We start from the raw sequence: 12,200 nt of genomic DNA on the forward strand, positions 1-12,200 counted from the left end.
GCACATCACGTAGCGATTGCCTCCATAGGCGATAGCGATGCCACGGCCGGTCCGTTCGACCGTCGGGGCGACCGTGGGCGGACGTCAGCCTGCCGGGCAGGTCTGAGCGGCCCGGCGCAGCACGGGCGCCGACGGCGCGTCGACCGGCAGGCCGTAGCCACGCAGCACCGCGATGTACTGCATCGCGTACTGGCAGTGGAACGCGCCGTTGGCCGGCATCCACTCCGACGGCTGTTTGTCGCCCTTGTCCTGGTTCGCCTCGCCCTGGACGGCCAGCAGGTTGGCCGGGTCGTTGGCGAACCGGACCCGCATCTCCTCGGTCCAGTTCCGCGCGCCCAGGTCCCAGGCCAGCGCCAGCGGAACGATGTGGTCGATCTGCACCGCGGCACCGGTCTGGTTGCCGCGCAGGAACGGAACGACGGCGTTGGTGTACGGGTCGAGCAGCGTGCCGGTGGCGACGGCGGTGGGGCACCGCTTGATCGACACATACGTCTTGTCGACCAGATCGCGCTCGAGGATGTCATTGCGGGTGTCACAACCGTTGTGCCCGCCGGGCGCCGTGGTGTCGTCGGTCCACGACTCACCGAAGGCCGCCCGCCGATAGTCGTACCCGCGGATACGTAGAGGAATCTCGGCGACACCGGCGAGAACGTCGACACCGGGTGCGACGGTGGGGATGTCGGCCTGCGCGACGAAGTGAGGGGACTGCCTCGGCTCCGTCGTGACCTGAAACGCGACGATCACCGCGAGGGTCGCGGCCACCAGCAGCCACAGGGTTCGCCTGCGGCTCATGACTTGTCCAGGTACTCGACCCGGTCGGAGGCGGTGAACGGGGCCGACAACACCGCCATCCCCACGTCGTCGGGATCGGTCTCGTACACCGCCTCGCACAGGTCGCGGGCCGCGCGAATGATCTCGTAGTGCTCGCCGAGTGAGAGGAACCGCAGCGTGATGGGCCTGCCCGACTGGTGCAGGCCGAGCACGTCGCCCTCACTGCGCTCCTGCAGATCGAGGTCGGCGAGCGCGAAGCCGTCCTGCGTACTCGCCACCGCCTTGAGCCGTTTGCCCGCCTTGGAATCCTCCGGCAGGTAGGTGGCCAGCAGGCACAGGCTCGGATGCTCGCCGCGCCCGATCCGCCCGCGTAGCTGGTGCAGCTGACTGATCCCGAACCTGTCTGCGTCCATGACCACCATGACGGTCGCGTTGGGTACGTCGACGCCGACCTCGATCACCGTCGTGCACACCAGTACGTCGATCTCGCGTGCGCGGAACGCCGCCATCACGGCGTCCTTCTCGTCGCTGGGCAGCCGTCCGTGCATGAGACCCAGCCGCAGACCCGCCAGCGGCCCGCGCTGCAGCCGCGCGAGAAGGTCCACCACGGTGGTCGGCGGCGGGCCCTGCTCTCTGGTCTCCTTCTTGGCCTTCTTCCCGTTGGCGGGTTTGTCGTCCTCGTCGATACGGGACGCGACCACGTAGGCCTGGCGCCCGGCCCGGACTTCCTCGACGATCCGGGCCCACGCCCGCTCGAGCCACTTCGGCTTCTGACTGACGAAGATCGTGTTCGACGTGATGGGCTGCCGACCGCGGGGCAGCTCCCGCAGCGTCGAGACCTCGAGGTCGCCGTAGACCGTCAGCGCCACGGTTCGGGGTATCGGCGTCGCCGTCATCACCAACAGGTGCGGGGTGATCCCTTCGGGCGCCTTGGCGCGCAACCTGTCTCGCTGATCCACCCCGAACCGGTGCTGCTCGTCGACGACCACCATTCCGAGCCGGTGGAATTCCACGGCTTCCTGCAGCAGTGCGTGCGTGCCGATGACGATGCCCGCTTCGCCCGTGGCGACCTGGTCGCGCACCTCGCGCTTCTGCGACGCCGGCATCGACCCGGTCAGCAGTGCGACCCTGGTCGCGTTGTCCGCCCCACCGAGTTGCCCGGCCATCCCGAGCGGGCCGAGCATCGCGCGGATCGATTGATCATGTTGTGCGGCAAGGACTTCCGTGGGTGCGAGCAGGGCGCACTGATACCCGGCGTCGATCATCTGCAGCATCGCCAGCAGCGACACGATCGTCTTGCCCGACCCGACCTCGCCCTGCAGCATGCGGTTCATCGGACGGGTCGCGGTGATCTCCGCCGAAATCACCTCGAGTACCTCACGCTGCCCCGCGGTCAGCGTGAACGGCAACTGGGCCGTCATCGCGACCGCCAGTCCCTCCGGGCGGGACGGGGCGGGCGGCCCCGATTCGCTCAATGCGCTGTTCCTGCGAACGACCAGCCCCCATTGCAGCCCGATCGCTTCGTCGTAGGTGAGTCGCTCGATGGCACGCGTGCGGTCGGCCTCGTGCTCGGCGATGTGGACCGCGCGCAGCGCCTCATCCTCGGAGATCAGATCATGTTCGCGGACAAATGTTTTCGGCAACGGCTCGGCGACCGGGTCCAGCACGGCGAGCACCTGGCGCACGCACGCGTAGATCTCCCAGGTCTGCATCTTGGAGTTGGCCCGGTAGATCGGGAAGAACTCCCGCTCGAATTCCGCGAGCAGCTCGTCGCCGGATGCGCTCGACGCCGCGGCGATGGACGCCAGCGACTTGGTGCCCTTCCCCGAGCCCAGGACCAGGAACGCCGGGTGCGTGAGCTGCATGGTGCCCTTGAAGTAGCCGACCTCCCCTGACAGCATCACCCGGGTCCGCTCGACCAGTTGCTTCTTGAGGAACTTGGCGTTGAAGAACGTCGCGGTGACCTTCGGGCGCCGATTACCGAGCGTGATCACCAGGTACTCACGCTGCGGCGGGCGGTTGGTAAACCTGGCCTCGGCCTTGGTGATCTCGTCGACGAACGTGACGTGCTCGCCCTCCTCGAGGTCGAGCTCCTCCCCTTCGCCGCGGGTGGTCATCGCGTCGCTGTACTTGCGGGGGAAGTAGCGCACCAGGTCGGCCACGGTCCGAAGGCCGAAGTGCTGCTCCAGCTGATCCGCGGCTTTCTTGCCGACGACGAAGTCCAGCCGGTCCCCTAGCGCCACCATGCTCACTCGACCCCGATCAGCAGTGCGTCGCCGTGGTGGCCGGTGTGGAAGGTGACCACCTCGGTGCCGAGATGCTCACGGTGGACGTGGTCGACGAGCGCCTCGCCGACGGCGGCGTCGACACCGTCGCCGGTGAGCACCGTCACCAGCTCGCCACCGGCCGCCAGCAGCAGGTCGATCAGTCCGGCGGCGGCGGCGACGATGTCGGGTCCCACGATCACGACCTCGTCGCCCGCGATGCCGAGCCCGTCACCGGGCGTGCAGGTACCCGCCCAGGTGAGGGCTTCCTGGGCGGCCACCCGCACCGAGCCGTGGCGCGCGCCGGCGGCCGCCCTGGCCATGGTGTACCCGTCGTCGACGAGCTGGCGTTCGGGGTCGTGGACGGCCAGCGCCGCCAGACCCTGCACCATCGACCCCGTGGGAACCGGGACCATGACGATGCCCCAGTCCGAGGCGACCGCCCACCCGGCCAGCAGCTCCTCGGCGGCCACATACCCGTTCGGAAGCACCATCACGTGCGCGGCGCCGGTGTTGACCAGGGCGTGGAGCAGCTGCTGGGCACTGACCGCGACGCCCGGCTCGGGCCGCAGGACCTGAGCCCCCTCGCCGGTGAACAGCGCTTCTGCGCCGTCGCCGTCGACGACGGCGAGCACCGCGCGCTCCCGGCTCCAACCGCCGGCCGGGTGACGATCGGCGCCGCCGACCAGCGAGGTGATCTGGATGCGGCTGGGGCGCCCCACCTCGAGGGCGGCCTCCACAGCAGCGCCGGCATCGTCGGCGTGGACGTGCACCGAATAGTGGCCGACCCCTGACCGGGTCGCGTCGCCGAAGCCCGACGCGGCGATGGCGACGGATTCTCCGAGCTCGTCGAGGCGCGCCCGCAGCTTCTCGAGGCCGGCGGCATCGCAGTCGCCGAGCAGGTACATCACCTCGAACTGGGGTGAGGACGGTGTCGCGGACGTGATCGGTGCCTGCTGGGGCGACGGCAGATAGACGTCGCGGTGCGGCGTGTGCCCGGTCAGCGTGGTGGTCAGGGCGTCGAGCAGGACCAGCAGTCCCCTGCCACCGGCGTCCACCACACCGGCTTCGGCCAGCACGTCGAGTTGGCTCGGCGTGCGGTCCAGGGCCTCCGCCGCCGCCTGCGCGCTCGCGGCGACGACCTCGGACAGCTGGGCCCCGTCGGCGGCCGCGTCCTCCGCCGCGGTGGCAGCGTCCTGCAGGACCGACAGGATGGTGCCCGGCACCGCTTCGCCCATCGACGTCACCACCAGGCCGATCGCGTGCCGCAGCGCGGCGCCGTAGACCGGGCCGCCGATGTCGGCCAGTATGCCGCCGCGGTCGTCGGCCACGGCAGCGGTCACGTCGGCGAGACCGCGCAAGATCTGGGACAGGATCACCCCCGAGTTGCCGCGGGCGCCGCGAAGCGCCCCCTCGGCCATGGCGGCGGAGAGCGCCGCGACGTCGTCTCCGGTGGCGCGCGCGTCGGCCTGCGCCCAGGCGGCACGCATCGTGAACAGCATGTTCGTCCCGGTGTCGGCGTCGGCGACCGGGAAAACGTTGAGCCTGTTGATCTCGTCGGTGTGACTGATCAAGCCGGCGACCGCGTTGTGGGCCCACTGCCGCAGGGCGGGCGCGTCGAGCCGCCGAGCCGACATCCCCACCTCCAGACGCATGTGGCGCCGGCGTCGCAGCACACTGCTGCCGCCGTCGGCGTCAGCCTATCCAGTGGCGGGGACAGCCTCGAAGACGACGTGGCCGGGCCTGTGGAGACCGGCACACCAGGCCTGTTTTTGGCGATACTCGCGACGGTCGGTATTCTGATCAGGTTGTCGGGCCACCCGCATAGGTCGCTGGCCTCCAAGTACCGATTCGAGGAGTTCTACATATGGCTGCCGTGTGCGATATCTGCGGGAAGGGCCCCGGCTTCGGTAAGTCGGTGTCGCACTCCCATCGCCGGACCAGCCGTCGGTGGAACCCGAACATCCAGCCGGTGCGCGCCGTGACGCGGCCCGGTGGCAACAAGCAGCGCGTCAACGTCTGCACGTCGTGCCTGAAGGCCGGCAAGGTCTCACGCGGCTGATCTGCGACGGAGTGCACGTCACCGACGCATCGGTCGTTTAGCGCCGCGCCGGTCGGGTAGGCCGACCTCGAGGTCGGGCACTGGGCCCGGTCGGAAAGGAAATGGCCTACATATGACATGCGCCGGAATGGCTCGCCCCCTGCTCGCGGTCTCCGCGGCTCTGTCCGCCGGATGGTTGTTGGTCGCATGCGGCGACGACGGAACTGCCGACACCGAGACCCCCACCGTCGAGACGACGGAAACGACCGAGCTCACCGAAACGACGGAGCCCACGGAGACAACCGCGCCGTCGGACGGGGAGAACACCATCGAGATTCCCTCTCCCGACGTCGACATTCCGTCACCAGAACTACCCGAAGTGACCCCGAGTCCGGTCCCCTGACCGGCGTCGGCACTCTAGGGCAGGCGCCAGTCGACCGGTTCGGCGCCCATCTTCTCCAGCAGTTCGTTGGCGCGGCTGAACGGCCGTGAGCCGAAGAACCCCCGCGACGCCGACAGCGGCGACGGATGCGCCGACTCGATGGCGACCGTGTCACCCAGCATGGGTTTCAGTGTCGCGGCATCGCGCCCCCACAGCACCGCCACCAACGGCTGCCGACGGGCCACCAGCGCCCGGATCGCGCGTTCGGTGACCGCTTCCCAGCCCTTGCCGCGGTGTGATGCCGGCGAGCCGGGACGCACCGTCAGCACCCTGTTGAGCAACATCACGCCCTGCTGCGCCCACGGCGTCAAGTCCCCGGTGGACGGCGCCGGATGCCCGAGGTCGTCGCGGTACTCGGTGAAGATGTTGGCCAGGCTGCGTGGCAGCGGACGCACGTCGGCGGCGACGGAGAAGCTCAGGCCCACCGCATGCCCCGGGGTCGGATAGGGGTCCTGGCCGACGATCAGCACCCGCACCTGTTCGAACGGAAACGTGAACGCACGCAGGACGTTCGCCCCGGAAGGCAGGTACTGGTGACCGGAGGCCAGTTCCGCTCGCAGAAACTCGCCCATCTGCGCGACGTGGGGTTCGACCGGGGCGAGTTCGCGGGCCCAGGCCTGGTCGACCAACTCGCTGAGGGGACGTGCTGTCACGACAGGCCAACCTAGCGGGCGCCTCGGTCAGAACGACTGCCAGCCCGCGTTTCCGCCCCACGCCGCGCCGTCCACGGTCACCCGGAGCGTCCCGTCCCCGGGGACGCCGGTTCCGACGACGGTGCCGATCGAGCGCCAGCCTCGCGGCGGCGCGCCCGGGAACGTCGCGACCAGGGCATGGTCTTCCCCGCCCCCGAGCACCCACTCCCACGGGTCGCCCGCCACCGCCTCGGCCGCGGCGCTCACCGCGGCGACGTCTGCGCGCAGACCGGCCGCGGACAGGTCGACGCGCACCCCCGAGGCCGACGCGATGTGGCCCACATCAGCCAGGAGCCCGTCGGAGACATCGGTCATCGACGTCGCACCGGCCCGCGCCGCGACCACCCCCTGACCGTAGGGCGGTTCGGGCACCAGATGGCGCCTGCGCAGTGCACTGAACTCGGCGCTCCCGTCGATGTTGTTGTGCCACAACGCATATCCGGCCGCCGAGCGGCCGAGATCCCCGATCACCGCCACGGTGTCGCCCGGTTTCGCCCCGCTGCGACGCACGGGGTCGAGCCCGCCGAGATCTCCCAGCGCGGCCACCGAGATCACCCACTGCGGGGCGCGCACCATGTCGCCCCCGACGATGCCCGCTCCCAGCAGCCCTGCCTCGTGCCACAGTCCGTCGGCGAGCTCGACGGCCCGTGCCGTCGCGGTGTCGCTCGGCGCACCGAATGCGACGACGAACGCCGTCGCCCGCGCGCCCATCGCCTCGATGTCGGCGGCGTTCTGGGCGATGGCCTTCCGGCCGACGTCATGGGGCGTGGACCAGTCGAGCCGGAAGTGCCGGTGCTCGACCAGCATGTCGGTGCACACCACGGTCCGGCCGTCGGCGGCGGTCACCACCGCCGCGTCGTCGCCGGGACCGAGCGTGACGAACGGCGGCTGACGCCGCCCGGCCACCAGCCGGTCGATGACCGCGAACTCACCCGTCGCCGCCAGGGACTCCTCCGGGCCATCGCCCGCCATGTCAGATCCTTCCGCCGACGTCGCGGCACCCTCCCGGCACCTTTCGTGGCCTGAACGCTCGGCCCACCTGCGGTACGTTTGGTCCCTGCGGCGTGGAGTCTATGCAGCCAGATGGAGGGATGACGGGGTGGTCGAGGCTTTCGTTCTCATCCAGACCGAGGTCGGTCGCGCCGAAGTCGTCGCCAAGCAGCTCGCCGGCCTCGCCGGAGTGTTGTCGTCGGAGTACGTGACCGGCCCCTACGACGTCGTGGTGCGCGTGGGTGCCGACACCCTGGCCGAGTTGCAGTCCACCGTCGTCCCCAGCGTGCAGCAGGTCTCCGGGATCACCAGGACGTTGACCTGTCCCATCGCCGAAACGGTGCAGCCCTAGAGTTTGGCGTGTGAACAGCCAGACCGGCGACGGCCCGCCGCGCCCCGTGCTGATCGCGGCGCTCGTGGTGGCCGTCGGCGCCGTCGTCGCCGTCCTCGTCGTCGCAGCGGTGCTGCAGCGGCCGGCGGGACAGGCTCCGGTCGCGATCACCAGCGTGCCGGCACCGCGCGCCGGCAGCCCCGAGTGCCGCGCGCTGATCGAGGCGCTGCCCGGGCAGTTGGGCGACTACCGGCGCGCGGCCGTCGTGGAGCCCGCGCCCGCGGGCACGGCGGCCTGGCAGACCGAGGGCGACGGTGAGCCCCTGATCCTGCGGTGCGGGCTGGATCGTCCCCTCGAGTTCGTGATGGGTTCACCGATTCAGGTGGTGGACGCGGTCCAGTGGTTCCGGGTGGGCGAAGCCGGGGTGGGTGATGACCGGGTGGGCGAAGCCGGGGTGGGTGATGACCGGGTGGGCGATGAGGCAGACGGCCGCGCCACGTGGTTCGCGGTCGACCGGCCGGTCTATGTGGCGCTGACGTTGCCGCCGGAGTCCGGGTCGACCCCGATCCAGGCGTTGTCCGCGACCATCGCGGCGGCGCTGCCGGAGACGGCCGTCGACCCGGCGCCGGTCGGCTGAGCGCTACCGCAGGCCGGTGCCGCGCGCGAGTGCCGTCTCGACCATCGTCGCGAGCAGAGTGGGGTAGTCGATGCCGCTGGCCGCCCACATCCGCGGATACATCGAGATCGTGGTGAAGCCCGGCATCGTGTTGATCTCGTTGATGACTGGGCCGTCCTCGGTGAGGAAGAAGTCGACGCGGGCCAGGCCCTGGCAGTCGATGGCGCGGAAGGCGCGGATCGACAGCCCCCGGATGTCCTCGGCGATGCTGTCGTCCACCTTGGCGGGGACGTCGAGTTCGGCCGCGTCGTCGAGATACTTGGTCTCGAAGTCGTAGAAGCCGTCCTCCCGACCGCGCACCCCGACGACCCGGATCTCGCCCACGGTGCTCGCCTCGACGTGTCCGTCGGGGAACTCCAGCACGCCGCATTCCAGTTCCCGGCCGGGAACGGCGGCCTCGACGATGACCTTGGGGTCGTGCCTGCGGGCCGAATCGATGGCCGGCGCCAGCATGTCCCAGCTGGCGACGCGGCTGACCCCGATGGACGAGCCACCGCGCGCCGGCTTGACGAACACGGGCAACCCGAGACGTTCCCGCTGCTCCGGCGACAAGGTGGCGTGCTGGGGACGCAACACCACCTGGTCGCCGATCGGCAGCCCGTCGGCGGCCAGCAGCTTCTTGGTGAACTCCTTGTCCATACCTGCCGCGCTGGCCAGCACGCCAGCCCCGACGTAGGGGATGCCGGCAAGCTCGAGCAGGCCCTGGATGGTGCCGTCTTCGCCGTAGGGTCCGTGGAGCACCGGGAAAACGACGTCGACGGCGGCGAGCATCTCGCCTGCGCCCTCACCGAGCGACAACAGCTCGCCGTGTCTGGCCGGGTCGGCGGTCAGCGCCAGGTGGGTGCCCGACGCCTCGCCGACCTGGGGCAGCGTGCCGTCGGTGATGGCAAGCGTCTCGGGCCGTCCGTCGGTCAGCACCCAGGAGCCCTGGGGCGAGATCCCCACCGCGACCACCTCGAAGCGCTCCGGATCGAGGTTGCGCAGGATGCTGCCTGCGGAAACACACGAGATCGCGTGTTCAGAACTACGTCCGCCATAGACGACGGCAACGCGGGTGCGGGCAGTCACAACCTAGAGAGGCTACCGCCCTGCCGGATCGAGGGCCTGCTCGATATCGCTGAGCAGGTCATCGGTGTCCTCGATGCCCAGCGAGAGCCGGGCGAATCCCTCGGGCACCGGGTCGCCCCAGCGGGCCCTGCGGTCGACCGAGGAGTGGATCCCGCCGAAACTGGTCGCGGCGACCAGCAGCGCGCTCCTGGCGGCCAGGGCGTGCACCGCGTCCCGGTCCGCCATCTCGACGGCGACGACGCCGCCGAATCGCCGCATCTGCATCGTGGCGACCGCATGCGAGGGGTCGTCGGGCAGGCCGGGATAACGAACCGACTTCACGGCCGGGTGGGAGCGCAGCATCAGCGCGACCGCGGCGGCGTTCTGGCATTGGCGTTCGAACCGCAACCCGAGGCTCCCGAGGCTGCGCAGCACGAGCCAGGCCTCGAACGAGCCGAGGACCGGCCCTGACAGCAGGCGTTCCCGCTGCAGCCGCTCCATCACCTCGGGGTGGCTGCCCGCGACGTAGCCGGCGAGGACGTCGTGGTGTCCCGCGAGCGCCTTGGTGGCGCTGGCCACCACGAGGTCTGCGCCCAGCGACAGCGGCTGCTGCCCCAGCGGGGTGGCGGTGGTGTTGTCGACGACGAGGATCGAGCCGCGGGCGCGGCAGGTCATCGCCAGCTGATGCAGGTCGACGACGTCGAGCCCCGGATTGGACGGCGTCTCGGCCAGCACGACGTCGTCGCGGCCGGCGTCCGCGGCGGCGTCGCACATCTCGGCACACCGCGCCTCGATGACCGTGACGCCGCGCGGGGCGAGGAACTCGTTGGCGTAGGCGCGCACCTGGTAGTAGCCGTCCGCGGGGACGATGATCGTGCGGCCGGGTTCGGCGACGGTGCGCAGCACCGACGTGATGGCGGCCATTCCGGAGCCGAACGTCAGCGCGGCTGCGGCGCCTTCGAGTTGGGCGAGCGCCGATTCCAGTTGTCGCCACGTCGGATTGGAGCTGCGGCCGTAGCTGTCCAGGGAGTCGTCTTCGTCGGGAGGAAGGTGATACGCGGCGGCGGGAACCGGCGGCGGCGCGATGGGTTCGCCTGGAATCGCTTCTGAGCCAACAGCTTTGATGCTGCGTGTCGAGTCGCCATAGGTTCCGCTCATCCGCTACTCCGGTTTGGTGGTGCGGCCGAGTAGCAGCGCCACCGCGTCGTCGACGGAAAGTGCTTTGTGACAGACCCGCTCCACCGCCTCGGTGAGCGGCATCTCGACGTCGTAGCTGGACGCCAGAGCCAGGACCGACTGACACGAGGTGACACCTTCGGCGACGTGGCCTCCCGTCGCGGCGAGCGCGGCCTGCATGGTGCCGCCCTTGCCCAGCCGTTCGCCGAAGGAACGGTTGCGCGAGTGCGGTGACATGCACGTCGCCACGAGGTCACCGATGCCCGCGAGCCCGGCCAGGGTCGCGGGCTTGGCGCCCAACGCGATTCCGAGCCGCATGATCTCGGCCAGGCCGCGGGTGATGATCGCCGCCGCCGTGTTCTCCCCCAGCCCGACACCCGCGGCCATGCCGCACGCGAGTGCGATGACGTTCTTGCATGCGCCGCCGACTTCGGCACCGATCACGTCGGAGTTGGTGTAGGGCCGGAAGTAGCCGGTGGCCAGCGCGCGCTGAATCGTCACCGCCCTCCCGGAGTCGGTGCACGCGACCACGGTCGCGGCGGGCTGACCCTGCGCGATCTCGCTGGCCAGATTCGGGCCGGTGACGACCGCAACCCGAGACGGGTCGACACCGGTCACCTGCACGATGACCTGACTCATCCGCATCAGCGTGTCCAGCTCGATTCCTTTGGCCAGGCTCACCAGGGTGGCGTCGGCGTCGAGGGCGTCCTTCCAGACGGTGAGATTGGCACGCAGGGTCTGCGACGGCACCGCCAGCAGCACCGTGCACGCACCGGTGAGCGCTTCGACGTGGTCACCGGTGGCCCGGATCGACTCCGGAAGCGGGCCGTCGAGGTATCCGGAGTTTCGATGGGTGCGGTTGATCTCGTCTGCCAGCTCGGGCCGACGGGCCCACAGCCTGACGTTGTTGCCGGCTTCTGCCAACACCTTGGCGAGGGCTGTCCCCCACGCCCCGGCACCCATCACCGCCGCCTCGACCACGGCTTCAGCGTAGCCGGGAACAATCGGCTGGCAGGATGGCGCTGTGAGCGGCATGAACCACGGCACGGCCGGTGTCTCGGCCAGGCCCCGCCGCGCTCCGGGCGCCGACATCGGACTGGTGATCGCGGTGAAGCGGCTCACTGCGGCCAAGACACGGCTGGCACCGGTGTTTTCGGCGGCGACCCGCGAGAGCATCGTGCTGGCGATGCTGGTGGACACGATCACCGCCGCCTCGGCGGTCGCGGCACTGCAGTCGGTGATCATCGTCACCCCCGACGACACCGCGGCGGCGGCGGCGCGACGGCTGGGCGCGCTGGCGCTCACCGACCCGACACCCGAGGGGCATCACGACCCTCTCAACAACGCCCTGCTGGCGGCCGAGGCGATGGTGCGCCGGGACAGCGCGAACGTCGTTGCGCTGCAGGGTGACCTACCCGCGCTGCAGACCCACGAACTCGCGGAGGCGATCACCGCCGCCAGGGGCGCGCCGCGCAGCTTCGTCGCAGACCGGCACGGCACCGGGACGTCGGCGCTGTTCTCGTTCGGGGTGCCACTGGACCCGCGCTTCGGCGCTGATTCCGCAGAGCGCCATCGTCGTTCGGGGGCGATCGAGTTGACGGGCCGGTGGCCGGGGCTGCGGTGCGACATCGACACACCCGACGACCTGATGGCGGCGCGCGGCCTCGGCATCGGCTCGGCGACGGCACGAGCGATCGGTCCCGAGATCTGACCCTGCAGATGTGACGGGCCCGAGCGATGACCCGACTCGGTAGCAGGAGCACCTCCCGA

13 protein-coding genes are annotated in these 12,200 nt (G+C 70.4%); 5 read left to right on the forward strand and 8 right to left on the reverse strand.

Annotation, left to right across the window (positions count from 1 at the left end):
- Positions 1-84: 84 nt before the first annotated feature.
- From H7I57_RS24445 to H7I57_RS24455, 3 genes are read right to left on the reverse strand one after another with little or no spacing between them, the layout of a single operon-like run.
- Positions 85-792 (reverse strand): HNH endonuclease family protein, encoded by a 708-nt coding sequence (locus H7I57_RS24445; RefSeq protein ID WP_264026683.1) that lies wholly within the window; start codon positions 790-792, stop codon positions 85-87.
- The gene (gene recG / locus H7I57_RS24450; protein WP_264026684.1) at positions 789-3,017 is read right to left on the reverse strand and encodes an ATP-dependent DNA helicase RecG; all 2,229 of its coding nucleotides are present in this window, start codon (positions 3,015-3,017) and stop codon (positions 789-791) included. Before recG ends, H7I57_RS24445 begins: the two co-directional genes overlap by 4 nt.
- 2 nt (positions 3,018-3,019) lie before the next feature.
- Complete coding sequence (locus H7I57_RS24455; protein WP_264026730.1) at positions 3,020-4,672, reverse strand: fatty acid kinase ATP-binding subunit FakA; 1,653 nt, start codon at positions 4,670-4,672, stop codon at positions 3,020-3,022.
- A gap of 230 nt (positions 4,673-4,902) precedes the next feature.
- On the opposite strand from H7I57_RS24455, the gene rpmB reads away from it, so the two are divergent.
- Together rpmB and H7I57_RS24465 are read left to right on the forward strand one after the other, a co-directional pair.
- A complete protein-coding gene (rpmB, locus tag H7I57_RS24460) occupies positions 4,903-5,097 on the forward strand; it encodes a 50S ribosomal protein L28 (RefSeq protein WP_163889381.1) in 195 nt (64 codons plus the stop codon).
- Positions 5,098-5,209: 112 nt separating this feature from the next.
- Entirely contained in the window at positions 5,210-5,479 is a 270-nt protein-coding gene (locus H7I57_RS24465; RefSeq protein ID WP_264026685.1) for a hypothetical protein, read from the forward strand.
- Between the two features lie 14 nt (positions 5,480-5,493).
- Here H7I57_RS24465 and H7I57_RS24470 read toward each other — a convergent pair whose 3' ends face one another.
- Together H7I57_RS24470 and H7I57_RS24475 are read right to left on the reverse strand one after the other, a co-directional pair.
- Positions 5,494-6,171, reverse strand: a complete 678-nt coding sequence (locus tag H7I57_RS24470) for a uracil-DNA glycosylase (protein WP_264026687.1) — start codon at positions 6,169-6,171, stop codon at positions 5,494-5,496.
- A 27-nt stretch (positions 6,172-6,198) separates the two neighbouring features.
- Positions 6,199-7,182 carry a thiamine-phosphate kinase gene (locus tag H7I57_RS24475; RefSeq protein ID WP_264026688.1) on the reverse strand — a complete coding sequence of 328 codons (984 nt, stop codon included), beginning with the start codon at positions 7,180-7,182 and terminating at the stop codon, positions 6,199-6,201.
- A 127-nt stretch (positions 7,183-7,309) separates the two neighbouring features.
- On the opposite strand from H7I57_RS24475, the gene H7I57_RS24480 reads away from it, so the two are divergent.
- Both H7I57_RS24480 and H7I57_RS24485 read left to right on the forward strand, forming a co-directional pair.
- Entirely contained in the window at positions 7,310-7,552 is a 243-nt protein-coding gene (locus H7I57_RS24480) for an Lrp/AsnC ligand binding domain-containing protein (RefSeq protein ID WP_264026689.1), read from the forward strand.
- Positions 7,553-7,562: 10 nt separating this feature from the next.
- On the forward strand, positions 7,563-8,168 hold the full coding sequence (locus tag H7I57_RS24485) for a DUF3515 domain-containing protein (RefSeq protein ID WP_264026690.1): 606 nt from the start codon (positions 7,563-7,565) through the stop codon (positions 8,166-8,168).
- 3 nt (positions 8,169-8,171) lie between these two features.
- Here the strand turns inward: H7I57_RS24485 and H7I57_RS24490 are convergent, their stop codons facing one another.
- From H7I57_RS24490 to H7I57_RS24500, 3 genes are read right to left on the reverse strand one after another with little or no spacing between them, the layout of a single operon-like run.
- Positions 8,172-9,275, reverse strand: coding sequence for a D-alanine--D-alanine ligase family protein (locus H7I57_RS24490; RefSeq protein ID WP_264026691.1), 1,104 nt, complete (start codon positions 9,273-9,275; stop codon positions 8,172-8,174).
- A 12-nt stretch (positions 9,276-9,287) separates the two neighbouring features.
- Positions 9,288-10,412: a cystathionine gamma-lyase gene (locus H7I57_RS24495; RefSeq protein ID WP_264026692.1), complete on the reverse strand. Its 1,125-nt coding sequence runs from the start codon at positions 10,410-10,412 to the stop codon at positions 9,288-9,290.
- 3 nt (positions 10,413-10,415) lie between these two features.
- Positions 10,416-11,411, reverse strand: coding sequence for an NAD(P)H-dependent glycerol-3-phosphate dehydrogenase (locus H7I57_RS24500; protein WP_308204399.1), 996 nt, complete (start codon positions 11,409-11,411; stop codon positions 10,416-10,418).
- Between the two features lie 52 nt (positions 11,412-11,463).
- On the opposite strand from H7I57_RS24500, the gene cofC reads away from it, so the two are divergent.
- The gene (gene cofC, locus H7I57_RS24505; RefSeq protein WP_264026734.1) at positions 11,464-12,141 is read left to right on the forward strand and encodes a 2-phospho-L-lactate guanylyltransferase; all 678 of its coding nucleotides are present in this window, start codon (positions 11,464-11,466) and stop codon (positions 12,139-12,141) included.
- Positions 12,142-12,200 lie beyond the last annotated feature (59 nt).

Origin of the sequence: Mycolicibacterium pyrenivorans (assembly GCF_025821625.1) — a bacterium.
GTDB lineage: Bacteria > Actinomycetota > Actinomycetes > Mycobacteriales > Mycobacteriaceae > Mycobacterium > Mycobacterium pyrenivorans.